Source organism: Streptomyces sp. NPDC058291 (genome assembly GCF_042880855.1).
Taxonomy (GTDB): Bacteria; Actinomycetota; Actinomycetes; order Streptomycetales; family Streptomycetaceae; genus Streptomyces.
Window position 1 is genome coordinate 24,605 of sequence record NZ_JBHVYK010000044.1, and the last position, 23,162, is coordinate 47,766.

The 23,162-nt window shown below is 71.6% G+C and carries 19 protein-coding genes; 8 read left to right on the top strand and 11 right to left on the bottom strand.

Features of this window, described 5'->3' with window-relative positions:
- Positions 1 to 40: 40 nt before the first annotated feature.
- Positions 41 to 397, bottom strand: a complete 357-nt coding sequence (locus ACFVYK_RS22150) for a YybH family protein (RefSeq protein WP_389776671.1) — start codon at positions 395 to 397, stop codon at positions 41 to 43.
- A gap of 115 nt (positions 398 to 512) precedes the next feature.
- Here ACFVYK_RS22150 and ACFVYK_RS22155 point away from each other — a divergent pair, with 115 nt between their 5' ends.
- The 4 genes from ACFVYK_RS22155 to glpK all read left to right on the top strand — a co-directional run bounded on the left by ACFVYK_RS22155 (position 513) and on the right by glpK (position 4,808).
- On the top strand, positions 513 to 1,514 hold the full coding sequence (locus ACFVYK_RS22155; RefSeq protein WP_389776582.1) for a zinc-binding dehydrogenase: 1,002 nt from the start codon (positions 513 to 515) through the stop codon (positions 1,512 to 1,514).
- Between the two features lie 356 nt (positions 1,515 to 1,870).
- On the top strand, positions 1,871 to 2,296 hold the full coding sequence (locus ACFVYK_RS22160) for a DUF3592 domain-containing protein (protein WP_389776585.1): 426 nt from the start codon (positions 1,871 to 1,873) through the stop codon (positions 2,294 to 2,296).
- Between the two features lie 124 nt (positions 2,297 to 2,420).
- On the top strand, positions 2,421 to 3,266 hold the full coding sequence (locus tag ACFVYK_RS22165) for an MIP/aquaporin family protein (RefSeq protein ID WP_389776588.1): 846 nt from the start codon (positions 2,421 to 2,423) through the stop codon (positions 3,264 to 3,266).
- Between the two features lie 24 nt (positions 3,267 to 3,290).
- Entirely contained in the window at positions 3,291 to 4,808 is a 1,518-nt protein-coding gene (glpK, locus tag ACFVYK_RS22170) for a glycerol kinase GlpK (RefSeq protein WP_389776591.1), read from the top strand.
- Between the two features lie 381 nt (positions 4,809 to 5,189).
- On the opposite strand, the gene ACFVYK_RS22175 is transcribed toward glpK, so the two are convergent.
- Both ACFVYK_RS22175 and ACFVYK_RS22180 read right to left on the bottom strand, forming a co-directional pair.
- Positions 5,190 to 5,684, bottom strand: a complete 495-nt coding sequence (locus ACFVYK_RS22175; RefSeq protein WP_389776595.1) for a lamin tail domain-containing protein — start codon at positions 5,682 to 5,684, stop codon at positions 5,190 to 5,192.
- Positions 5,685 to 5,831: 147 nt separating this feature from the next.
- A complete protein-coding gene (locus ACFVYK_RS22180; protein ID WP_389776598.1) occupies positions 5,832 to 6,065 on the bottom strand; it encodes a WhiB family transcriptional regulator in 234 nt (77 codons plus the stop codon).
- A 955-nt stretch (positions 6,066 to 7,020) separates the two neighbouring features.
- On the opposite strand from ACFVYK_RS22180, the gene ACFVYK_RS22185 reads away from it, so the two are divergent.
- Positions 7,021 to 7,986: an alpha/beta fold hydrolase gene (locus ACFVYK_RS22185; RefSeq protein ID WP_389776601.1), complete on the top strand. Its 966-nt coding sequence runs from the start codon at positions 7,021 to 7,023 to the stop codon at positions 7,984 to 7,986.
- 137 nt (positions 7,987 to 8,123) lie between these two features.
- Here ACFVYK_RS22185 and ACFVYK_RS22190 read toward each other — a convergent pair whose 3' ends face one another.
- Both ACFVYK_RS22190 and ACFVYK_RS22195 read right to left on the bottom strand, forming a co-directional pair.
- On the bottom strand, positions 8,124 to 9,254 hold the full coding sequence (locus tag ACFVYK_RS22190) for a cellulose binding domain-containing protein (protein ID WP_389776604.1): 1,131 nt from the start codon (positions 9,252 to 9,254) through the stop codon (positions 8,124 to 8,126).
- 227 nt (positions 9,255 to 9,481) lie between these two features.
- Entirely contained in the window at positions 9,482 to 10,504 is a 1,023-nt protein-coding gene (locus tag ACFVYK_RS22195) for a LacI family DNA-binding transcriptional regulator (protein ID WP_389776607.1), read from the bottom strand.
- Positions 10,505 to 11,689: 1,185 nt separating this feature from the next.
- Between ACFVYK_RS22195 and ACFVYK_RS22200 the strand changes: the two genes are divergently transcribed.
- A complete protein-coding gene (locus ACFVYK_RS22200) occupies positions 11,690 to 13,495 on the top strand; it encodes a glycoside hydrolase family 6 protein (protein WP_389776610.1) in 1,806 nt (601 codons plus the stop codon).
- Between the two features lie 461 nt (positions 13,496 to 13,956).
- Here ACFVYK_RS22200 and ACFVYK_RS22205 read toward each other — a convergent pair whose 3' ends face one another.
- The 4 genes from ACFVYK_RS22205 to ACFVYK_RS22220 form a co-directional block, all read right to left on the bottom strand.
- The gene (locus ACFVYK_RS22205; protein WP_389776613.1) at positions 13,957 to 14,223 is read right to left on the bottom strand and encodes a GlsB/YeaQ/YmgE family stress response membrane protein; all 267 of its coding nucleotides are present in this window, start codon (positions 14,221 to 14,223) and stop codon (positions 13,957 to 13,959) included.
- A 321-nt stretch (positions 14,224 to 14,544) separates the two neighbouring features.
- Positions 14,545 to 14,994 carry a MarR family winged helix-turn-helix transcriptional regulator gene (locus tag ACFVYK_RS22210; RefSeq protein ID WP_389776615.1) on the bottom strand — a complete coding sequence of 150 codons (450 nt, stop codon included), beginning with the start codon at positions 14,992 to 14,994 and terminating at the stop codon, positions 14,545 to 14,547.
- Complete coding sequence (locus ACFVYK_RS22215) at positions 14,994 to 15,410, bottom strand: SRPBCC family protein (RefSeq protein WP_389776618.1); 417 nt, start codon at positions 15,408 to 15,410, stop codon at positions 14,994 to 14,996. Before ACFVYK_RS22215 ends, ACFVYK_RS22210 begins: the two co-directional genes overlap by 1 nt.
- Before the next feature lie 242 nt (positions 15,411 to 15,652).
- Positions 15,653 to 16,000, bottom strand: coding sequence for a DUF1330 domain-containing protein (locus ACFVYK_RS22220; RefSeq protein WP_389776621.1), 348 nt, complete (start codon positions 15,998 to 16,000; stop codon positions 15,653 to 15,655).
- Positions 16,001 to 16,283: 283 nt separating this feature from the next.
- On the opposite strand from ACFVYK_RS22220, the gene gdhA reads away from it, so the two are divergent.
- Positions 16,284 to 17,630, top strand: coding sequence for an NADP-specific glutamate dehydrogenase (gene gdhA / locus ACFVYK_RS22225; RefSeq protein ID WP_389776623.1), 1,347 nt, complete (start codon positions 16,284 to 16,286; stop codon positions 17,628 to 17,630).
- A gap of 473 nt (positions 17,631 to 18,103) precedes the next feature.
- Here the strand turns inward: gdhA and ACFVYK_RS22230 are convergent, their stop codons facing one another.
- A complete protein-coding gene (locus tag ACFVYK_RS22230) occupies positions 18,104 to 18,586 on the bottom strand; it encodes a hypothetical protein (protein ID WP_389776626.1) in 483 nt (160 codons plus the stop codon).
- Positions 18,587 to 18,916: 330 nt separating this feature from the next.
- Here ACFVYK_RS22230 and ACFVYK_RS22235 point away from each other — a divergent pair, with 330 nt between their 5' ends.
- Positions 18,917 to 22,051, top strand: a complete 3,135-nt coding sequence (locus ACFVYK_RS22235) for a tetratricopeptide repeat protein (RefSeq protein WP_389776629.1) — start codon at positions 18,917 to 18,919, stop codon at positions 22,049 to 22,051.
- Between the two features lie 25 nt (positions 22,052 to 22,076).
- On the opposite strand, the gene ACFVYK_RS22240 is transcribed toward ACFVYK_RS22235, so the two are convergent.
- Complete coding sequence (locus ACFVYK_RS22240; RefSeq protein WP_389776632.1) at positions 22,077 to 23,069, bottom strand: Ig-like domain-containing protein; 993 nt, start codon at positions 23,067 to 23,069, stop codon at positions 22,077 to 22,079.
- Positions 23,070 to 23,162: the final 93 nt, after the last annotated feature.

Genomic DNA, 23,162 nt, shown 5'->3' on the forward strand with positions numbered 1-23,162 from the left:
CGCCGTGGCGCGGAGGATCGCTCCCGGGGAGCCGAGGCGGTCAGCGGCCGGGGCGGACGAACTCGGGCTGGTCGAGCAGCCGCAGCCAGCTTCCGTCGGGCTGGCGTCGCACGACCTGCGCCCGGGCGCCGGATCCGTCCTGGGGCGGGGTCGAGGGGAGGGCGATGCCGTCGCTGATCAGCGTCGGCAGCGTTGGTTCCGGCTCGAAGCGGGGACGGTCGGCCAGCACCTTCTCCCACAGCGCCCGGATCGCCTCCCGTCCCACGGTCAGCTCGCCGGGAGGAAGCCCCACCACGCGCGCGGCGCTCGCCGCGGCCGGGGCGGTAGGCCAGGCGGTGGACGAGGTGACCGACCTGCTCCGCCGGCGGGCGTTCGCCGGACCCGACCCCGCCGACACCGCCCATTTGGTAGCCAACAGGCTTACGTCCGGGGCGAGTCGGGAATGCGTCCGGGGCGTCCGCGTGTTGACGACCGCCGACCCCTTCTCCTCTCCCCGGGAAGCAGGCAGGCTCATGACGTCCTCGCCGACCACGATGCGCGCCGTCCGACTCTCCGCCCCCGGCCCTGTGGACGACCTGCGGCCGACCACGCTCCCGCTCCCGCCCGAGAGGGACGGCTGGGTGCGCATCCGTGTCGAGGCGTTCGGCCTCAACCGCTCGGAGCTGAAACTGCGGCTCGGTCTGAGCGTGGGCGTCACCTTTCCGCGCGTGCCCGGAATCGAGGCTGCCGGCATCGTCGACGCGGCCCCGGCCGGCAGCGGGCTGACTCCCGGACAGAAGGTCGTCGCGATGATGGGCGACATGGGGCGTACCTACGACGGCGGTTACGCCGAGTACACGTCGGTGCCGTTGTCCCAGGTCATCCCCGTCGACACCGATCTGCCCTGGGAGGTGCTGGGCGCGCTGCCGGAGATGGTGCAGACCGCCTACGGCTCGCTCACCGTCGGTCTGGATCTGAGGCCCGGTCAGTCCGTGCTGATCCGGGGCGGCACATCCTCGGTGGGACTGGCCGCCGCGGCGCTGGCCGGATGGCGCGGCGCCACGGTGCTGTCCACCACCCGGCGGGACGACCGCCTCGCGCTGCTGAAGGAGCACGGCGTCGACCACCCCCTCCTCGACACGGGAGAGGTCGCGCCCGCCGTGCGCGCACTGTACCCGGACGGTGTCGACGCCGCGCTCGATCTCGTCGGCACGCCGACCCTGCCCGACACCCTGCGCGCCGTGCGCGTGCACGGCACGGCGTGCTTCGCCGGCAGCCTCTCCAACCAGTGGACGGTCCGCGACTTCTCCCCGAACGAGTACCTGCCCCGGGGCGTGCGGCTGGCCGGCTACTTCGGCGACGCGTCGGACCTGCCCCGCGAGGCGTTCCAGGAGATCGTCGACGCCGTCGCGGCCGGTCGGCTGGCCTTCCCCGTGGATCGCGTCTACGACGGTCTGGAACAGGTCCCGCAGGCTCACGACGACATGCAGCACGACCGCGCCACCGGCAAGCTCGTCGTCCGCGTCCGGCACTGAGGTCACTCGGCCGCCCGCGACTCGCGGCGAACGGGCCCGGCAGCCGAAGGCGAACGGCCAGGCCTGCCAACTGCCCTACCTGTTCGGCCTGGGCGGCCGTCCGCGCGACCTGACCGCGGCCCAGCGCCGGCTGGCCGACACGACGATCGACTACTGGACCCGCTTCGCCCGCACCGGCGACCCCGACGGCCCGTAGACGCCGCCCTGGTCACGCCGGGCGCCGCTGTCCCTGGTCCCGGACCGCGTCGTCCCCACCCGCACGGCGCGTCTTCGCCACCCCTGCGCGTTCTGGGCCGCCTTGGGGTCACGCCGGCCCCGCGCGCAACCGTCGTCCCTGTTCAGGCGTCGCACCCCACATGGAACGTGAATGGCTTTTCTCGCTCATCCCGCTCGTGATCGGGGTGTCCTTCCTCTGCGCCGGCGTGTACGGCCTGCGCCGCGCCGAGGCCCTGCGGCGCACCGGTGTCACCGCGCAGGGATGGATCGTGCGTCACGATCTCCGGCGGGACTCGGAGGGGGGCAGGTACTACCACCCCGTCGCGGCCTGGACGACGGGGGACGGCGTGGCGTGCCGGCAGGCCTCCCGGTTCGGCCGCGACTCCGTGGCCGGCCGTTTCGCCGTGGGCGCTCCCGTGGTGGTCCGCTACGACTCGGCCGACCCCAGCCGGTTCGAGATCGAGGGGTGGGACGTGACGACGGTCTACCGGGTGTTCGCCATCGTGGGCTCCCTGCTCACCGGGGGGACGTCGCTGGCGCTGCTCGTCCGGCTGCTCACGCTGTGAGCGGTGCCGTCGGATCGTAGATCCTCTGATTTGTGCGCTTTGTCCATGATCGCCCTATGCTGTTGTACGGGAGACCTCGAGCAGTCGAACGTGCCGACTCCTGGTCGGCGGGAAGCGGGCTTCCATGGCTGAGCGACTTAAAAGGTCCGGTTTGGTCGGCGAACTGTCGGCCGAGTTCGCCGGCACCATGATTCTCATCCTCTTCGGCTGTGGCGTGGTGGCCCAGGTGGTCGCCGGCGGAGCGCTCACGACGCCACCGGGAGGACTCGGAAACCACGACAGCATCGCCTGGGCCTGGGGCCTCGGCGTCACCCTGGGCGTCTACGTCGCCGCGCGACTGAGCGGCGCCCACCTCAATCCGGCGGTCACGGTGGCCCTGGCCGCGTTCAAGGGCTTCCCCTGGAGCAAGGTCGCGCCCTACGCGCTGGCCCAGACCGCCGGCGCCTTCGTGGCGGCCCTCATCGTGCGGTGGAACTACACCGAGGCACTGGCCAAGGCCGACCCCGGACACACCATCAAGACGCAGGGCGTGTTCTCCACGCTCCCCGCCAACGGCAATCCCAACCTGCCGGTCCACGAGTGGGGCGCGTTCCGCGACCAGATCATCGGCACCGCCATCCTGCTCCTGCTGATCCTGGCCGTCACGGACCTGCTGAACACGCCACCGGGCGCCAACCTGGCCCCGTTCATCGTCGGTCTGATCGTCGTGGCCATCGGCATGGCGTGGGGCACCAACGCGGGATACGCGATCAACCCGGCACGTGACTTCGGGCCCCGACTGGCCAGCTTCATCACGGGCTACGGCACAGCATGGCGAGATCAGTACGGGAACCTCTACTTCTGGGTGCCCATCGTCGGTCCGCTGATCGGCGGCCTGCTCGGCGCGTTCCTGTACAAGCTCTTCGTCGGCCGATTCCTGCCGACGGCGGAGCCGGAGCCTCCCGGCCGCGTTCCGTCCCCCGAGGAATGACCCCCACAGCAGAGGCGGCAACCCATGGCTGACTTCGTGGGCGCGGTGGACCAAGGCACCACCAGCACCCGATTCATGATCTTCGACCACGCCGGCAACGAGGTGGCGAAGCACCAGCTGGAGCACGCCCAGATCCTTCCGCGGTCGGGGTGGGTCGAACACGACCCGGTGGAGATCTGGGAACGCACCAACTCGGTGATGCAGAACGCGCTGCGCCACGGCAACCTCGCCCCCGAGGACCTGGCCGCGATCGGCATCACCAACCAGCGCGAGACCACCGTGGTGTGGGATCCGCGCAACGGACGTCCCTACTACAACGCCATCGTCTGGCAGGACACCCGCACCGACTCCATCGCCGCGGCGCTGGAGCGCTCGGGCAAGGGCGACGTCATCCGCCGCAAGGCGGGACTGCCGCCGGCGACCTACTTCTCCGGCGGCAAGATCCAGTGGATCCTGGAGAACGTCGACGGCGTCCGCGAGGCGGCCGAACAGGGCCACGCCCTCTTCGGCAACACGGACGCCTGGGTCCTGTGGAACCTGACCGGCGGCCCCGACGGCGGCGTCCACGCCACCGACGTGACCAACGCCAGTCGCACCATGCTGATGGACCTGGAGACCCTCGACTGGGACGACGAACTGCTGGGCTTCTTCGACATCCCCCGGCAGATGCTCCCCACCATCAACCCGTCGTCCCACGGCGAGGCGTTCGGCGTGACCCGCACCTCCCGGCCCCTGCGCGCCGCCATCCCCATCACCGGGGTGCTCGGCGACCAGCAGGCAGCCACGGTGGGACAGGTCTGCTACGCGCCGGGCGAGGCGAAGAACACCTACGGCACGGGCAACTTCCTCGTCCTCAACACCGGTACGGAGCTGGTGCGTTCACAGCACGGTCTGCTCACCACCGTGGCGTACCAGTTCGGCGACAGCCCGGCGATCTACGCCCTGGAGGGCTCCATCGCCGTCACCGGGTCCGCGGTGCAGTGGCTGCGCGACCAGATGAAGATCATCAACGATGCCGCGGAGAGCGAGACGCTCGCGCGCACCGTCGAGGACAACGGCGGGATGTACTTCGTGCCCGCCTTCTCGGGCCTGTTCGCACCGTACTGGCGCTCCGACGCCCGCGGCGCGATCGTCGGCCTGGCCCGGTACAACGACAGCGGTCACCTGGCCCGGGCGACCCTGGAGTCCATCTGTTACCAGAGCCGCGACGTCGTCGAGGCCATGGAGCAGGACTCCGGAGTCCACCTCGACGTGCTCAAGGTCGACGGCGGCGTCACCGCCAACGACCTGTGCATGCAGATCCAGGCCGACGTCCTGGGCGTGCCGGTCAGCCGCCCGGTGGTGGCCGAGACCACCGCGCTGGGCGCCGCCTACGCGGCGGGCCTGGCCACCGGCTTCTGGCGGGACACCGACGAACTGCGCACCCACTGGCAGGAGTCGAAGCGCTGGGAGCCCCAGTGGTCCGAGGACCAGCGCGAGGAAGGATACGCGGGCTGGAAGAAGGCGGTGGAGCGCACCCTCGACTGGGCCAAGGTCGAGTGACCCACAGCCCGACCACGGCAGGCGTCGCCCACGACCGTCGGGCGGCGCCTGCCGCATGTCGTGCGTCCGCCGTGCAGCCGGCGGGTCACCGGACGCGAATCTCGCAGAGCTCGCTTCCCTCTGGCCCCGACGCGGAGTACCTGTGTTGAATCGATTCAAACGGCAGCTTGCAGGCGGGATGCTCGATCCCCGCCGAGCCGGATGTCAACCCTGTGCGCGGTGCGCGGAAAGGATCGTCCGCCGCGGACTCGCGAGGAAGCGCGGGTGGGGAAGCGCGAACGCTGTCCCGTCCGGCCCGCCGTGTGCGGCCGAGCCGGAGGAGACGGCGTCGCGTCCTGCGCCGGCCGGGGAGGCGGGACGCGGGGTCGCCTCGGCGGGGAGTCAGCCGTGGTAGGCGATGTAACCGTTGCCGTCGGCGTCGTTGGCGCGCTTGGTGTAGGAGTGGACGTCCGCCTTGGCGCCGGTGGGCTTGAGCAGGTAGATGGTGTCCTTGTCGTTGTTCCAGATGAAGTTGCAGTTCTGGCGGTAGACGACGTTGCCCGCGTCGGAGTCGGCGCCCCTGCCGCCGCGCAGGTTCACATGGTCGCCGGGCTCCAGTCTGTGGCTGGCGGTGAAGGTGAACTTGTTGCCGGTCGCGTCCTTCACGACGTAGCCCTTGAGGTCGACCGTCGCGGTGCGCGAGTAGTTCTTGATCGTGAGGTACTCGTTCTTGGTGTTGCCGCCGGAGCACCGGTTGGAGTCGGCGCCTGGGGCGTCGTACTGGACGCCCTTGACCTTCAGCGCTGACGAGTACTCGGTGGCCTGGGCCGGTCCCGCCGTGATCGCGGCTATGGCGCCCGCGGCCGCGAGAGCGGCCAGGGCGTGGCGCTTGCGCATGAGGAATCCCCCCTCGGTGGTGCGAACGAAGCGCCAGGAGCATATCGAAGGTGATGAGGGGGTGTTCCTGTTGTGCGTGAATCGTGAAGGCTCCCCGTCGGGTGGGGGGCGTTCCGCTTGCGCTCGGCTCCGGTGGGGGACCCGGGCTCAGGTCTCGCGCCAGAGCCGCAACGCCCGGCGCTCGCCTGCCGTCATGGCGCCCCACACGCCGTCGTACTCGCCGCTGTGCAGCGCCCAGCTGCCGCAGGCGGTCATGACGGGGCACCGATTGCAGACGGCGCGGGCCTGCTCGATCTGCAGTCTCGACGGACCGTCCTCGCCGATGGGGAAGAAGAGTTCTGGATCTTCGAAGCGGCATGCCGCCAGGTCACGCCAGTTCACGCGCTGCCTCCCCGGAAGCCCGTCACACGGTCGACGTCATCGGAATACGGGAACAAGCGACTGATGGAGCGGAAAGACATCACCACAACCTCCGCGTGGCACTCCGGCTACCCGCTTCCGGGCAGCCCCTCGGAACGGTGCTCGACGCACCACATCACCCGGCAGAGGTAGGTGAAAATATAGGACTTTTTTTCCGTTTGGTACAGATCTGGCGGCTGACGGGAATCCGGGAGACGTCGAGGCCGCGGCGACGGGAAGTCCTGCCGCCGCTGAGGCAGCGGGAGCGCTTGTCGCTCCCCGCCCCCGCCCCGGCCACCGCTCTCGGTGCCGCGTGCGGCGAGGATTCCCTTCCCGGAAGGGAGCGTGGTGTCTGGCGAGGTGCTCATGCCGTGATCTCCGCATCGTCTGGGGACGGGGCCTGCGCCGTGGGTGTGTCGGTGCGGTGCGGCCCCCGGAACGCGGGGTCACGGGCGGTCGGGCCGCCACCCAGGGGCGGCAGCGGGCGCCTCGGGGACGGCGTGCGGGGCGACCACCCGCGCGGGCGCGTTCGGGTTCCGCGCCGGTGAGCGCCCGCGGGACCGGTGAGCCGTGCTGCTCGGGGCGGCGGACGCGGCCCGTCGCGGGGTGGGGGCCCGCTCCCGCCCCGCCGAGCGCGGAGACGTCGACCGTGTCACGACGACGGCACGGACGGCCCTGGGCGGACCGGCCTTCACGGACGTCTTCGAACACGGCGGACGGCTGACCCCAGAGGAGGCGGTCCACCGTGCTCGCGCGGCCCTCGACTGGCCGGAGGCCGCCCGACCGGGGCGGTAAGCCCGCTCGGCAGCTCGCCTGTCGCTGCACGGGACCACGGAAAGCCGAACGCCTTTGTGCCGGACGGTGATCGGTTCCCGCGACCCGTGCCGTCGGCGGACCGGATCTCTGCGCGAAGATCAGGAGGCATATGCTTTTGCACATGGTTGAGCATCGAGTGATCGACGTGAACGGGATCCGGCTGCACGTCGCGGAGGCCGGCGAAGGTCCTCTGGTCGTGCTCCTGCACGGCTTTCCCGAGTCGTGGCATTCGTGGCAGCACCAGTTCGCCCCGCTGGCCGCCGCCGGCTTCCGGGTCGTCGCACCCGACCAGCGCGGATACGGCCGCAGCGACCACCCCCAGGACGTGAACGCGTACAGCATCCTCCACCTGGTCGGCGACGTCGTCGGGCTGATCCACGCGCTCGGTGAGCAGCAGGCGTACGTCGTCGGTCACGACTGGGGTGCGCCGGTCGCCTGGCACACCGCGCTGCTGCGGCCGGACGTGGTGTTGGGGGTGGCGGGGCTCAGCGTGCCGCCGCCTTTCCGGGGGACGGAACCTCCGCTCGCCGCGATGGACCGCATGTTCGACGGCCGCTTCTACTGGAACTACTTCAACCGACCCGGCGTTGCGGACGCGGAGTTCGCCAAGGACCCGCGCACGACGTTGCGGAAGTTCTTCTGCATGGCGTCCGGCGACGCCCCGGAGGCCGCTCGGGGCAAGCAGCCGCTGATCGAGCCCGGGCGGGGGTGGCTGGAGACGATGCCCGATCCCGAGGTCCTGCCGGAGTGGTTGACCGAGGCCGATCTCGACGTCCTCACCGACAGCTTCTCGCAGGGCTTCACCGGCGCGCTCAACTGGTACCGCAACCTCGACCGGAACTGGGAGCTGACGGCGGCCTGGCACCAGGCGGTCGTGAGCGTTCCCGCGCTGTACGTCTACGGGGACCGCGATCTGGTCCCGGCCTTCCCGGGAACGCCCGAACTCATCGCGGCGCTCCCGGACCTGATGCCCGATCTGCGACGCGAGCCGCTCAGGCTGGAGGGGTGCGGGCACTGGACGCAGCAGGAGCGTCCGGCGGAGGTGAACGCGGCGCTCGTGGACTTCCTCACCGGGCTCCGCGGCTGACGTCCGCCGCCACCCCGCAGCCGCCGTCGTCCGGTGCCGCGTCATTTCTTGCCGCCCCCGGGGCCGCCACGGCCCCCGCGGCCTCCGGGCCGGCCGGCCGCGTGGTGCGACCGACGGGCCCCGAGGGGGAACGAGCGTCACACGGTGGTGCAGGCGGTGCCGTTCAGGGTGAATGCGGAGGGCTTGGCGAAGGCGCCGCTGTAGGCGCCCTGGAACCCGAAGGCGACCCGGCCGCCGGCCGCGATGTCCGCGTTGTAGGCCAGGTTGCTCGCGGTGACGGCGCCTGAGGACGGGGAGACGTTCGCGCCCCAGCCGCTGGTGATCTGCTGCCCGGACGGCAGCGTGAACGCCACCTTCCAGCCGCTCACGGCGGAGGAGCCGGTGTTGGTGACGGTGACGTCGGCGGTGAAGCCGCCCTGCCAGACGTTCGTCGCGTACGCCACCTTGCAGGTCGTGGACCCGCCGGGGCCGCCCGGGTCGGTCGAGGTGCCCGTGTTGACGGACGAGGAGAACGAGTTCACGGCGAGGCCCGAGCCGTTCTGCCACGGCTCGAAACCGGCCTGAATGCTCGTCAGGTACCAGCTGTTCTGGGCCAGTCCCCGGGAGACGGCCTGCCGCGCGAAGTCCATGACGTCGAAGGACCAGCTCGTGATCGTCGACGGGGCGACGAACGACAGGACGTCGTTCGAGCCGTTGTTGCCGGACCACACCTGCCAGTCGCGCCCCGCCACGGAGGCGGTGCCGACCGGGGAGCCCACGGGCTGGACCGACCCGACCTTGTTGAACCAGATCATGATCTCGGTCCGGTTCACGCCGTCGGTGCGGGGCGTGGGGTCGAGCCAGATGTCGTAGGCGGCGTCGTACACCGCGTTGTTGACGTAGCCGTACGAGATGCTGGTGGGCGCGCTGGAGATGCCGCGGAGCTGGGCGGGGAGGTTGGTGCCGGGCGAGCAGTTGGTGTAGTGGCAGCCGTTGAAGACGGACGGGTACGACTTCGGGGCGCCGTTCGTGGGGACGGACCCGTCGGCCTGGGTGATGCGGAAGCCCGAGTCGGTGACGTTGATGCACTGGGCGTCGCTGGTGCCCCAGCGGTTGTTCTGGACGACGTAGCGGCCCTGGATCGTCGTCGACCCGAACTGCTGGCACACGGTGGTGTCGGCGTGCGCCGCCGGCGCGGTCAGCACCAGCGCGGCGAGTGAGACGAGTGAGGCGAGCAGCGCGCCGAGCAGGCCACGCGCGCGGGGGGCATGGTGCGGTGAAGGACGCATGCGGATCCTCTTCAGAGGGAGGGGGGTAACGGGAGCGTTCCCGCGACTTGTGCATGGGAGCGCTCCCAATCCGGTTCCGCTGGGACTGTAGGGAGGGTTCGCGGGACTGACAAGACTGTCGGCATGAACCTGTCCAACCCGATGTCGTCACCGCAGGTCGGAGGGGGGCGCGCTGCCGCGCCACATCCGTGCCGGGAGCACTGGCGAGACACGCCGGCAGGCGGGGATCAGGCGGATTCGCGTACGACGAGCTCCGTGCGCAGGATGACGTGACGCCAGGCAACCGCGCCCTCTTCCATCTCCTCCAGGAGCAGCCGGACCATGGCCCGACCGATCTCCTCGATCGGCTGCCGCACCGTCGTCAGACGGGGTTCGGTCCGCTGGGCCAGCGGAAAGTCGTCGAAACCGATCACGGCGACATCCTCGGGAACCCGGCGTCCAGCGGCGCGCAGGGCCTCCAGAGCACCCGCGGCCGTGGTGTCCGACGCGGCGAGGACGCCGTCGATGTCCGGGTGCCGTTCGAGGAGCTCGGCCATGGCCCGGCGTCCGCTGTCCGCCGTGAAGTCGCTCTCGGCGACGCGGAACTGCTCGCCGCCCAGGCCCGCCAGCGTCAGGGCTTCCTCGTAACCGCGCAACCGGCACTGTGCGGCGTAGAGGTCGAGCGGTCCGGTGATGGTCGCCACGACCCTTCGGCCCTGTCGCAGAAGGTGGGAGACGGCGGTGCGGGCCCCGCCGATGTTGTCCGCGTCGACGTAGCTGATGTACTCCTCACCAGAGCGGCGTCCGAGGAGAACGGTGGGCAACCGGGCGTCGGCGAGCATGTCGGGCAGTGGATCGCCGGCGTGCACGGACATCAGCAGGGCCCCGTCGACCCGGCCGCCGCGCGCGTACTCGAGGAAGCGCTGTCGCTCGGCGTCCGAGCGGACCAGGGTCAGCAACAACTGGATCCCGGTGTCCGTCAGCGCGTCACCGAGCGAGCGGACGGTCTCGGAGAAGAAGGGCTCGGCGAACATGCGCCAGTCCGGCTCCGTCATGACCAGGGCGACGGCGTCGGCCCGCCGGCCGGCCAGGGAACGCGCCGCGAGATTGGGCACGTACCCCAGTTCCTCGATGGCCCGCTGCACGGCTCGGCGCGTCGATTCCTTCACGCCCGCCGCGTTGTTGACGACACGGGAGACCGTGCCCCGTCCCACCTGTGCGTGGGCGGCCACCTCCTCCAGCGTCGGTGTCCCCGGGCGCCGTCTGCCCATGACCACCTCCCCCCACGAGATCACCGATCTTACCGGCCGGGGGTGGGCGAGCACATGAGTTCACCAGCGGGCGGAGGCCTGCAGCACGTCTTTACGGCCATGCTGGGAGCGCTCCCGAACAGGGGACGGGCACGGAGTCGCCGGAATGACGTGCCCGATCGGCCGCGTCCGTCGACGATTTGGGCCCTCACACCGGCGTCGGCGATGGGCGCGTATGCGACGCGGGGGTTCTGGCAGTCGCTGTGGGCGTGGCCGCGGCTCTGGGTGCGCGTACAGGTTCCATGTGCTGTTCCTCCTTGCGTCGTGCGACTCATGGAGAGATGCCAAGGTCCGAATCCAGTGGGAGCGCTCCCATCGTGGGGACGAATGCCGACGCGGTCAAGACGTCGGTGCGTTCGAAGTCCGAACCGGGCCAGTGGGAGGGAAAGTCTCGCAAGAGCCCTAGGAAATCCGGGCGGTGGGCGTTAACTTCCTCCTCACCAGTGGGAGCGATTCCGTCACTCGACGCGTCCGTAGCGGCGCGCCAAGCTGCAAGGACTCGCTCATGCGACACCCCCCGCGTTCAGTACTTTTGGTCGGCCGCAGTTCGGTCGCACTCCTCCCGGGCACGGGTCGGCTCGTGCTCTCGACCAGGGCGCCACGGCGGCGACGACCGTCGTTTGACGGGCCGTCAGCAGGTGTAAGGGCGGCGTCTGTCGAGTACGCAGGCCCCTCGGGTCCGCGTGGTCGGCAGTCCGGACGGGCCTGGCGGCCGCCCGGAACCGGAACTGGTGCCGATCCCGGTCCCGGTCCCGGTCCCGATCCCGGTCCCGAACCCGGTCCTGAACCCGAACCCGGTCCCGGTCCCGGTCCAAGTCCCGATCTCGGTCCCGAACCCGAACCCGAACCCGAACCCGGTCCCGGTCCCCGTCCCGGTCCCGGTCCCACGGACGATCCGTCCCGTCGGTAGTCGGCGGTCGGCACCCACGCGCACCACGAGGCATGAGGGACCGCTCCCGCGGCCCGTCCCCGAACTGTCCCTGCGCTCTTTTCCGCCGGGGGACCGCCGCCGCGTGGGCGTCGGACCACGAGAGCTTTCGCGCGCACGCCTGCGTGACGGAGCTTTCGCGCGCCTCCAGGCGCGAGGAGACCTTTCGCGCAGCCCTCCATTCGTCAGGCCCCATCGAGAGAAGGAAGCCCCCACTCATGAGTCACACCAGGACATCGCTGCTCGTCGCCCTGGCGCTGGTCGCCGGGTTGTCGGGGACGACGCTCCTCGTCGGCCAGGCCGGCGCGGCCACCTCGGCCATCCCCTGCACCGTCGACTACAAGGTGCAGAGCCAGTGGGACACCGGCTTCACCGCGGCCGTGACCATCACCAACAACGCGGCCACCAAGTCGGGTTGGTCGGTGAAGTGGTCGTACGCCGGAAGCCAGAAGGTCACCAACGGCTGGAACGCGAAGATCACCCAGAGCGGCGCCGACGTCACCGCCGCCAACGAGAGCTACAACGGCACGCTGGCGAGCGGCGGTGCGGTCAGCTTCGGTTTCAACGGCTCCTACAGCGGAGCCAACAGCGTGCCCGCCGCCTTCACGCTCGACGGCGTCGCCTGCAACATCGACAGCGGCGCGGGCACCGGTGGGGGTACGGGCGGCGGCACCGGCGGGGACACCGGGGGAGGCGCCGGCGGTGGAACGGGCGGGGACACGGGAGGAACCGCCGGCGGGGGTACCGGAGGGGGCGGCGGTGGCGGCGGCAGCCGTGTGGACAACCCCTACACCGGCGCCAAGGTGTACGTGAACCCCGAGTGGTCCGCCAAGGCCGCCGCCGAACCGGGCGGCAGCCGCATCGCCGACCAGCCCACCGCCGTCTGGCTCGACCGGATCGCGGCCGTCAACGGCGTCGGCGGCGGCATGGGCCTACGGGCCCACCTCGACGAGGCCCTGAAGCAGAGGGGCTCCGGCGACCTCGTCGTCCAGCTCGTCATCTACGACCTGCCCGGCCGCGACTGCGCCGCCCTCGCTTCCAACGGCGAACTGGGACCCGGCGACCTCGACAAGTACAAGACCCAGTACATCGACCCCATCGCCTCCATCCTGTCCGAACCTCGGTACGCGGGCCTGCGGATCGCCACGGTCATCGAACCGGACTCGCTGCCCAACCTGGTCACCAACGCCGGCGGCACCAACACCACCACCGACGCCTGCGTCACCATGAAGGCCAACGGCAACTACGAGAAGGGCGTCGGCTACGCCCTGGACAAGCTGGGCGCCATCCCGAACGTCTACAACTACATCGACGCCGCGCACCACGGCTGGCTCGGCTGGGACAGCAACCTGGGTCCCGCGGTGCAGGAATTCCAGAAGGTCGCGACGTCGAACGGCGCGAGCGTGGACGACGTGGCCGGCTTCATCGTCAACACCGCCAACTACAGCCCCACCAAAGAGCCGTACCTGAAGATCACCGACACGGTGAACGGTCAGACGGTGCGACAGTCGAAGTGGGTGGACTGGAACCAGTACGTGGACGAGCAGTCCTTCGCGCAGGCCCTGCGTGACAAGCTCGTGGCGGCCGGGTTCCGATCCGGTCTGGGCATGCTGATCGACACCTCGCGCAACGGCTGGGGCGGCGCCGCCCGGCCCACCGGTCCCGCCTCGCCGACCACCGTGGACGGCTACGTCGACGGCAGCCGCACCGACCGGCGCCTGCACGCCGGCAACTGGTGCAACCAGAGCGGAGCGGGCCTCGGCGAACGGCCCACCGCGGCTCCGGCCGCCGGCATCGACGCGTATGTGTGGGTCAAGCCGCCGGGGGAGTCGGACGGCAACAGCGCCGCCGTCCCCAACGACGAGGGCAAGGGCTTCGACCGGATGTGCGACCCGACGTACGGGGGCAACGCCCGCAACGGCAACAGTCCGACGGGCGCACTGCCGAACTCGCCGCTGGCCGGCCACTGGTTCCCGGCCCAGTTCCAGCAGTTGGTGCAGAACGCCTACCCGCCGCTGCCGTAATCCGCTGAAGTGCTGACCCGCTGACGTGGTGCGCGTCCGCCGGGGTCGCTGCCGAGCGACCCCGGCGGGCCGCGGTCCACGACCGGCAGCGACGACCGGACGCGCGCCCACATCCCCGACACGGGAGATCCCCCGCGGGACACGCAGGACACGCGGGACCCGCGGGGCGCGCAGGACACGCAGGGCGCGCAGGACACGCAGGACAAGGCACTGCCGCCCGCCCGTGACGTCACCCGTGACGCGTGCGAACTTCAGGGGCCTTCGGGGGTCTTGGATCAGGTGTCGCGCAGGGACTGGTGTGGATCATGGTCAGGCCGAGGGGTCGCGGTGCCCGGTTGGGCCTGATGCTCATCAGCCGTGGACGATGGCCAGGCCGAGCCTCTGTCACCCTGCCGTCGCGGTCGCCGTCGCGTCTTCGAGGACGGAGGCCGCGACGGCGATCGCGCCGGTCGATCCGCTGTTCAGTCGCGGGAGTTGCCGAACAGCAGGCGGTAAGCGATGAGCAGCACGAGGGCGCCGCCGACAGCCGCGCCCCAGGTGTAGAGGTCGAAGAAGTGCTTCTCCACGGGGCGGTCGAGGAAGCGGGCGGAGATCCAGCCGCCCACGAAGGCGCCGGCTATGCCGATGAGGGTGGTGCCGATGAATCCGCCCGGATCACGTCCGGGGAGCAGGATCTTGGCGATGGCTCCGGCGAGCAGGCCGAGGATGATCCAACCGATGATGCCCACGTCGTACGTCCTCCAGAGGTGTCGGTTGCATCGGTTGCCCGGTTGCGCAACTCCCATAGGTGCCGGTGAAGACGCGGTGCGCTGCCCGGGCGGTTGCGAGGCGGAGTGCGGGAATCCGGGTGGCCCCTGGACTGGGTCGACGCGCAGGCGCGGGCGACCAGGACGGGACGGGAGACGGCTGTGGCTGCGGACAGCGGTGGCTTCGAGGATCCCCCGGCCGAGGTCCTGGAAGAGACGCGGCCTCCTTCGGGCTGCCGCCTACCTCAAGTAGGCAGCGTTGAACTGGATGCCTCCCGGTCGGCCGACCGGGAGGTCAGGCGGTCAGTGCGGGTCTGCCGGGGGGTCGGGGGCGGGGTGGGCCAGGCGGCGGAGGAGGGGGACGACCTGGTCGACGGGCACCGGCTGGAAGAAGCGCGCGTCGGCGAGCTCGACGGCGGCGATCGCGCGGGGGGCCAGGTCCGCGCCGGCCTCGGTGACGCGCAGGCGCTTGGCGCGGGCGTCGGCCGGGTCGGCCTCGCGGGTGACGAGTCCCTTCTGCTCCAAGGTGCGCAGGACCTGGGAGGTCATCTTGACGTCCGTGCCCGCCTGTCGGGCCAGAGTCAGCTGATTGGGACGCTCACCCTGGGAGTTGAGCCACCATGCGCAGGCGAGCAGCACGAACTGGACGTGCGTGAGACCGAGCGGGGCGAGGGTCGCGGCGATGTCGCGCTGCCAGCGGAGCGTGGCGTGCCACAGCAGTAGTCCGGGGCTGTCGTCGGGGCTGAGGGGCATCAGCGCTGAGCCAGCTCGACCAGGGAGGCCATGGTCTCGGGCCAGTCGGCGGTGATGCCCGGGCCGATCTGAGGTCCGGCCTCGTCGGCGCCCGGGCCGCTGATCTCCATGCGGTACACCACCCGGCTGCGGTCGTGGCCGAGGCGCTCGATCCGGTGGGCGGTCCGCAGCAGCAGATCCCCGAAGCGGGCCTCGTCGACGAACAGTTCGCCTTCGGTGACCTCGGCGACGCGCAGCAGTACCGGGTCGTCCCCGGGCGGCGTCATCGTGATGTGGGCGCCCGTCGTGAACGGGCCGTCGATCTCGACCTTCTCGATCTCGGCGTTCCAGGCGCCCCAGTTCTCGACGTCCGCCCAGAGCCGCCAGATCGCCTCGGGAGCGGCGCTGGTCTCGATGCCGTGCTCGTACTTCCACATGGGGGGTCGACCTCCTCGACTGGATGATGTGTCTACAGACTATCTGCGCGCAGTCTATTTGTCGAGAGGTCGCCCGGTGGCGGCGGGGCGGCTCCGATCGGGCCTTGGGCGGTCGCCGTCGCGCGACCCTCGCACAGACGCGGACAGACGCGGACGCGGGCGCGGGCGCGGGCGCGGGCGCGGGCGCGGGCGCGGGAGGGGTGCCGGCGCTGGGGGGTGACCGCTACGGGGGCTTTGGAGGGTTACCGGGCGGGCAGCGCCTCCAGCATCGCCCGGGCGGTGGCCGCCGGGTCGTATCCGTCGGCGACGCCCGGGACGAGGATGATGTCGCCCTCGATGTGCCGCGAACGCAGCGGAGCGATCTCCTGGTACGCGGCCGAGTCCCACCACTCACGCGCCCGGGACAGCGAGGGAAAGCCGATCACCACGACGTGTCCGGGCCAGCCGCCCTCCTTCACCTCGTGCTGCGCGCCGTGCACCAGGAAGCGGCCCCCGTAGGGCGCGAGGGTGTCGGTGATGCGCTCCATGTACTCGGCGATCTCCGGGTGGGGGGCGGCCTCTCGCAGATGGGCGATCGCGTAGGCGGTCATGACGTCCTCCGTCTCGTCGACTCCTTGACGCCGACGATGCTGGCACCGCGGCCGCACCGCGGTCGATGACCTCTCAGGTAAGCGCGCCCCGGGACGGATCGGCGGAGCGGCGAAAGCTGGTGAATTCGGGCGAGTTGTGGGCCGGTGACGGCCTCGGGTCCCCCCGTCGGGGGTTCTTCCCTGACACGGTGACACCTGTCGTGCGTATGGATGGACGAAACAGCGGCCAGGCGTGCCGGACGAGGCGAAGGCGCCTGGCGGACGAAGAGGAGAGCAGACGCGTATGAACCCCAGTGCTCACATCGAGGCCGTCTACGCGGCAGTCTGCCGGCGCAACCCCGGAGAGAGCGAGTTCCATCAGGCGGTCGGCGAGGTGCTGCACACGCTGGCACCGGCGATGCAGGCGCATCCGGAGTACGTGGAGGCGCTGATCGCCGAGCGGCTGTGCGAGCCGGAGCGTCAGCTGATCTTCCGGGTGCCGTGGGTGGACGACGCGGGACGCGCGCAGGTCAACCGCGGCTTCCGGGTGGAGTTCAGCAGCGCGCTCGGCCCCTACAAGGGTGGTCTGCGGTTCCACCCGAGCGTCAATCTGGGCATCGTGAAGTTCCTGGGCTTCGAGCAGATCTTCAAGAACGCGCTGACCGGACTGGCGATCGGCGGCGGCAAGGGCGGCTCGGACTTCGACCCCAAGGGCCGTACCGACGGCGAGGTCATGCGCTTCTGCCAGGCGTTCATGACCGAGCTGTACCGGCATCTGGGCGAGCACACGGACGTCCCCGCGGGCGACATCGGGGTGGGCGGGCGCGAGATCGGCTACCTCTTCGGCCAGTACAAGCGGATCACCAACCGCTTCGAGGCGGGGGTGCTGACCGGCAAGGGCGTCTCGTGGGGCGGCTCGCAGGCGCGGACCGAGGCGACCGGCTACGGCGCGGTGTACTTCGCGCAGGAGATGCTGGCCACGCGCGCGGACGGTTTCGACGGCCGCAAGGTCGTGGTCTCCGGCTCCGGGAACGTGGCCCTCTACGCGATCGAGAAGGTGCACGCGCTGGGTGGGTCGGTGGTGGCCTGCTCCGACTCCTCCGGGTACCTCGTCGACGCGGACGGCATCGACCTGGAACTGCTGAAGACGATCAAGGAAGCGCGGCGGGCGCGTCTGTCGGCGTACGCGGAGGCCAGGCCCACGGCACGCTTCTCCGAGCGGGGCTCGGTCTTCGACGTGCCCTGCGACGTCGCGCTGCCGTGCGCCACGCAGAACGAGCTGGGCGCACCGGACGCGGCCGCGCTGGTGAAGAACGGCGTCCGGGCCGTCGCCGAGGGCGCCAACATGCCGTGCACCCCGGAGGCGATCGAGGTGTTCCGGGAGGCGGGCATCCTCTTCGGACCGGGCAAGGCCGCCAACGCGGGCGGCGTGGCCACCTCGGCGCTGGAGATGCAGCAGAACGCCTCCCGTGACGTCTGGACCTTCGAGCAGACGGAGAAGCGGCTGGCCGCGGTCATGCAGAGCGTCCACGCGCAGTGCCGCGCCACCGCGGAAGCCTACGGAGGCGCCCCCGACGACTACGTGCTGGGCGCCAACGTCGCGGGCTTCCTTCGCGTGGCCGAGGCGATGACGGCCCAGGGCGTCGTGTAACCACACCGGTTGCGCCCCCGGGGAGATCAGGGGCGCACCGTGGTCGCCTCGCGCAGAGCCTGAAGCCCACGGATGTCAGCGCCGCGTCGAACTGCCGCGCGGCGGCGGCTCCTTGCCCGGCGGAGCCCCTGGGGGAGAGGGAGGGGGCGGGTGTGCCGGACGACCAGCGATGCGAGACTCCGCGCCATCCGGGGATGATCGCAGAAGCGCGCGAACCGACGCACGGCAGTTTTCCGCGCGCCGCCCCCCTGTACGGCACACGCGGCGGCGCAGACGTCCCCCGGGCGTCTGCGCCGCCGGCGTCCGCCGGGCCCGCCCCCGTACTCCGGGCCCCGCGGACGCCCGGGCCCCGTCCTCCACCCCCCTACTCCGCCCCCCGCGGACGCCCGGGCCCCCGTCCTCCCCCCCCGTCCTCCGCCCCCCGTACTCCGGGCCCCGCGGGCGCCGGTCCCCCGCGCCGGCGCCACTCCGGCTCAGGCCTGCACGAGCACGGTGCACCAGACCTCGTTGTTGTCGCCGATGCCGCAGTCGCCGATCTCCCCGGTACGGACCTTCGTCCAGACGCCCTTGGCGCGCCAGTGCCAGGTGCCTACCCGCGAGAAGCGCTCGTGGTAGCCGTGACTGGCGAAGGTGAACGCGTCGACGTCATTGCCGGTGCCGTTGCCCCCCTTCGTGCCGTTGCCGAACGACTTCTGGTTGCACTTGGCGTGCTTGAACTCACTCCCGGTGCCGCCGCCCCAGTTCCACACGTCGCAGTAGTGCGGGCCCTCGCCGAGGCTCATCGTGTAGTGCATGGTCTCGCCGGTCCTGTTCTTCACCGCGCCGCACAGGCTGCCCACGCAACCGTCCGCGGAGGCGGTCGTCGCCCCCGCGACGACCACTCCGGACGCCATGAAGGCGGTCGCGACGACGGCGACGGCCGTCCGGTTCTTCACTCGGGACATCATCTTGCCCATGAACGTTCCATTCTCTCGTTGCGTCGGCTCGGCTCGGCTCGGCTCAGCCACGCCTCGCGCGAGCGTCGGCAGGGCGGCCGGCGACATCGCTCCCCGGCAGCCCTGCGCGAGCCGGCGTGGGTGTTCTCGGCGGCACACGGCGTCTGCCGTGATCCGCCTGACGGCACGTGAGACGAGGATCTACGGTGAACCTTGCGAAAACCTTGTGACGGCTGTCCTGCGGCAACCCCGGAGTGAAGGACGCAAGGCCGCCTGGACCCGGACCTTCCCGGCGGGCGAAGTCCCCGTCGCCGCAAGGGCCGTTCCACCGTCCGTCCCACGTGAGGCACGATGAACCTGTACCTACTCGGGCCGTTGGAACTGCGCGCCGCCGGGCGCGTGGTCGACGCCGGGCAGCCGCGCCGTCGAGCGGTCCTCGCGGCACTGGCGGCCGACGCCGGCCGGCCGGTCCCCGTGAGCACGTTGATGGAACGCGTCTGGGACACCGCCGCGCCCGAGGGGGCCCGGTCGGTCCTCTACGCGCACATCAGCCGTCTGCGGCGGCTCCTCGACGACGCCGCGCCCCTGGCGGACGGCCCTGAGGGGCAGGCGTCCGCGACACCGCTGCGCATCAGCCGGACCGCCGGGGGATACCTGCTGGAGGCGGACGAGCACGCCGTCGACCTGCTGCGTTTCCGTTCGCTCGTCGCGCGGGGGCACGAGCCGCACCTGCCCGACGCGCGCCGCGCACCCCTCCTCCAGGAGGCCCTGCGGTTGTGGCGGGGCGTGCCGTTGGCGGGGCTGCCGGGGGCGTGGGCGGAGCGCGTGCGGGCGGTGTGGACGCAGGAGCGACTGGAGGCCGCGCTCGCCTGGGCCCGCGTCCTGCTGAAGCAGGACCGGCCGGAGGAAGTGCCCGCGGTGCTGCGGCCGTTACTGGCGGAGCACCCGCTGTGCGAGCCGCTCGCCACGGCGGTGATCCGGAGTCTGGCCGCCGCCGGGAGGACGGCCGAGGCGATGGACGCGTACACCGTGATCCGCCGGCAGCTCACCGCCGAGCTGGGCGTGGCCCCCGGCCGCGAACTGCGGGCGGTGTACGAGGAGATGGCACGCGGCGCCGTGCGGGAGGACTCGGCGGGCGCAGGTCGCGCTCCGGTCGTCGTCGGCGGGCCCGCCCTGGCCGCGGCCCCGATACCCGCGCAACTCCCCATGGCGGTCAGCCATTTCAGCGGGCGGGACGAGCAGCTGGCCGAGCTGACCCGGCATCTGGTCGCCGAGGACGGCCCGGGCGCGGGGGAGTGCGGGGCGGCCGTGGTCGTCTCCGCCGTCTCCGGGACCGCGGGCGTCGGCAAGACGGCGCTGGCCGTGCGCTGGGCGCACCGGATGCGCGAGGCCTTCCCCGACGGGCAGCTCTACGTGGACCTGCGAGGCTACGATCCGGACGAGCCGGTCTCCGCCGCCCAGGCGCTCGCCGGATTCCTCACCGCCCTGGGCGTGCCCGGCCAGGAGATACCGCTGCGGCTCAACGACCGGGCGGCGCGCTACCGCACGGCGCTCGACGGACGCCGTCTGCTCGTCCTCCTCGACAACGCCGCCTCCGCCGCCCAGGTGCGCCCGCTGCTGCCGGGGAGCCCCACGTGCAAGGTGTTGATCACCAGCCGGGACTCGCTGTCGTCCCTGGTCTCGGTGCACGGAGCGCACCGAGTGAACCTCGACGTCCTCTCCCCGCAGGAGGCGCTCGTCCTGCTGCGCGCCCTGATCGGGCCGCGCGTCGACGCCGAACCCGCGGCCGCCGCCGCCCTCGCGGAACAGTGCGGGCGGCTGCCCCTGGCCCTGCGGGTGGCGGCCGAACTGGTGCTGTCACGTCGCCACGAGACCCTGACCCGGCTCGTGGACGAACTGCGCGACCGCCGGAAGCGGCTCGATCTGCTGGACTCCGGCGACGGAGATCCCCGGGCCGCCGTCCGCGCCGTCTTCTCCTGGTCCTACGACCGTCTCCCCGACCGGGAGGCCCGCCTCTTCCGGCTGCTGGGCCTGCACCCGGGCCCCGACGCGGACGTGCACTCGGCCGCCGCCCTGGCCGGCGAGAGCGTGGAACGGACGCGGCGCTCCCTGGACGTGCTCTCCCGTGCGCATCTGGTGCACCGCAGCGGGCCCGGCCGCCACGGCATGCACGATCTGCTGCGCGCCTACGCCGCGGAGCTCGCGGACCGGCACGACGCGCCGGCGGAGCGCGACGCGGCCACCACCCGTCTGCTGGACCACTGTCTCGCTTCGTCGGCGGCGGCCATGGACGTGCTCTATCCCGCCGAACGGCATCTGCGCCCCGCCGTCGAGACGCCCGACACCGGTCTGCCGCCGCTGCGCACGGCCGACGAGTGCCGCGCGTGGCTGCGCGCCGCGCAACCCACCCTGGTGGCCCTGTGCTCCAGGACCGAGGAGCCCGGACCGTCCCGGCACACCGTGCGGATCGCCACCACCCTCCACCGCCACTACGAGCGCTCGGGGCACTTCGCCGACGCGCTGAGCGTTCACACGCACGCCGTGCGGGCGGCCCGCGCGGTGGGAGACGTCCGGGGGGAGGTCGACGTCCTCGCCTGTGTCGGCGCGGTCCACCGGCGGCTCGGGGACTACGAGAGCGCCCGACGGCACCACGACGACGCGCTGACGCTGTGCCGCCGGGTCGGCTACCGGGCCGGCGAGGCCCGCCACCTCACCAACGTGGGCGTGCTGCACGAACTGCAGGGCCGGTATCAGGAGGCCGCCGAGCACCACGAGAAGGCGGTCGAGCTGTTCCGCGCGGTCGGCGACGCCCACGGCGAGGCCGACGTGCTGAACAACCTCGGCATCGTGCAGGAACTGCTGGAGGACTACCAGGCGTCGATCGAGCGGTACCAGCAGGCGCTGGCGCTGTACCGGCGGACGGGCCACACGTTCGGGGAGGCCAGCGCCCTGGGCAACCTGGGCATCGTCCTGGCGCGGCTGGGCGACCACACGGCCGCGGCGGGGCGCTTCGAGCAGGCGCTCGCCCTGTTCCGGCGGCTCGGGAACACCGGGGGAGAGGCGCACGCACTGTCCAACCTGGGGAACGCGCTGTGCCGTCAGGGCCGGTACGAGGAGGCCGCCGAGCATCAGCGGCAGGCGCTGGCGCACTTCCGGCGGACCGGGGAGACGTACGGGGAGACGGGCGCCCTCAACGGCCTGGGCGAGGCCTTGCAGGGCGCCGCACGGCACGCGGAGGCCCTGCAGGCGCACGCGTCGGCGCTGGAACTGGCCCGCGGCATAGGGGAGCAGGAGGAGCAGGCCCGCGCCCACATCGGCGCGGCCCTCGTACGGCAGGACAGGGGGGAGCGGGCGGACGCAGCCGGCCACCTGCGCCAGGCGCTGTCCCTGTACACGGCGCTGGGCTCGCCCCGGGCGGAGGAAGCGCGCAAGGCGCTGCTGTCGGTGACGGGCGAGCAGTCCGCCGCCGACGGCGGCGAGCGGTGATCGCCCGCCCCCGCCGTTACGGACGTCACAGCGCCGAGGTCGTCTGCTCCCCGGAGGCGCTGCCCGCGAGCCACTCGTCCCAGCCCAGGTTGAAGGCGGCGTAGCCGTTGTCGGCCGGGGCCTTGGCCCGGGGTGAGCCGGTGATGGTGACGGGGTCGCCCTGCTTGACCTGCTCGTAGAACCACTTGGCGTCCGACATGGACAGGTGGACGCAGCCGTGCGAGCCGCGAGCGCTGCCGCTGCCCGGGTTCGGGTCGCCCGTCGAGTAGTGCACGTAGGTGCCGGACTGGGTCAGGTGGACGTCCCAGGGCAGCGTCAGGTCGTAGAAGTTGGGGCTGCCCTTGTCGCAGCTGATACCGACGCTGCAGGAGGTCATGTGGACCTCCTTCTCCTTGTCGATGACGGCCATCGTGCCGTTCCACGTCGGGTACTCGGCGCTGCCGGCGTTGATCGACAGGTTGCGCACGGGCGCGCCGTTCCGGGTGACCTTCATGGTGTGGCCGGTCACCGACACATCGGCGCGCACGTCGTCGCCGACCTTGAAGGTGTGCGTGTAAGTGCGCACGCCGTAGCGCCCGTTGCCGTTGCCGACGCCGTTCATCTCCGCGTCGACCTTCACGCTCGTGCCGGACGGCCAGTAGCTCTTCGGACGCCAGTCGGCGCGCTTGTCGCCGAACCAGTGCCAGGCGCCGGCCACCGGCTGCGAGGCGCTCACCTTCATGTGCTTCTCGACCGTGGCCCGGGCCTTGGCGGCCACCGGGTTGGTGAAGACCACCGAGATGGGCATGGCCACACCGACCGTGGTCCCCGTCTGCGGCGTGATCGTCTCCAGGAGCATCGGCGGGCCCGCGGGCTTCGTCGGCGACGGCGAGGCGCTCGCACCGGGCTTGCCCGACGCCTTCGCGTCGCCGCCGCCCGCCTTGTCGCCGCCGCCCCCGGATCCGCCGCAGGCAGTCGCACTCACCAGCATCGCCCCCGTGACGAGTGCGATCCCTATGCCGCCCTTGCGCCGTCCCACGACCTGTCCCCGCTCTCTCGCTCTTCGCCCCTGAAGGGCCCCACTTGCTCTGAGACGGCCACGAGGCGGTCCGCAGTTGCACATGTCGCGTAA

Bases quoted from the DNA above. Each gene is read 5' to 3' on its own strand.
- ACFVYK_RS22155 (WP_389776582.1), top strand. From the start codon at position 513: ATGACGTCCTCGCCGACCACGATGCGCGCCGTCCGACTCTCCGCCCCC.
- ACFVYK_RS22160 (WP_389776585.1), top strand. From the start codon at position 1,871: ATGGAACGTGAATGGCTTTTCTCGCTCATCCCGCTCGTGATCGGGGTG.
- ACFVYK_RS22165 (WP_389776588.1), top strand. From the start codon at position 2,421: ATGGCTGAGCGACTTAAAAGGTCCGGTTTGGTCGGCGAACTGTCGGCC.
- glpK (WP_389776591.1), top strand. From the start codon at position 3,291: ATGGCTGACTTCGTGGGCGCGGTGGACCAAGGCACCACCAGCACCCGA.
- ACFVYK_RS22175 (WP_389776595.1), bottom strand. From the start codon at position 5,684: ATGCGCAAGCGCCACGCCCTGGCCGCTCTCGCGGCCGCGGGCGCCATA.
- ACFVYK_RS22185 (WP_389776601.1), top strand. From the start codon at position 7,021: ATGGTTGAGCATCGAGTGATCGACGTGAACGGGATCCGGCTGCACGTC.
- ACFVYK_RS22190 (WP_389776604.1), bottom strand. From the start codon at position 9,254: ATGCGTCCTTCACCGCACCATGCCCCCCGCGCGCGTGGCCTGCTCGGC.
- ACFVYK_RS22195 (WP_389776607.1), bottom strand. From the start codon at position 10,504: ATGGGCAGACGGCGCCCGGGGACACCGACGCTGGAGGAGGTGGCCGCC.
- ACFVYK_RS22200 (WP_389776610.1), top strand. From the start codon at position 11,690: ATGAGTCACACCAGGACATCGCTGCTCGTCGCCCTGGCGCTGGTCGCC.
- ACFVYK_RS22210 (WP_389776615.1), bottom strand. From the start codon at position 14,994: ATGCCCCTCAGCCCCGACGACAGCCCCGGACTACTGCTGTGGCACGCC.
- ACFVYK_RS22215 (WP_389776618.1), bottom strand. From the start codon at position 15,410: ATGTGGAAGTACGAGCACGGCATCGAGACCAGCGCCGCTCCCGAGGCG.
- ACFVYK_RS22220 (WP_389776621.1), bottom strand. From the start codon at position 16,000: ATGACCGCCTACGCGATCGCCCATCTGCGAGAGGCCGCCCCCCACCCG.
- gdhA (WP_389776623.1), top strand. From the start codon at position 16,284: ATGAACCCCAGTGCTCACATCGAGGCCGTCTACGCGGCAGTCTGCCGG.
- ACFVYK_RS22230 (WP_389776626.1), bottom strand. From the start codon at position 18,586: ATGGGCAAGATGATGTCCCGAGTGAAGAACCGGACGGCCGTCGCCGTC.
- ACFVYK_RS22235 (WP_389776629.1), top strand. From the start codon at position 18,917: ATGAACCTGTACCTACTCGGGCCGTTGGAACTGCGCGCCGCCGGGCGC.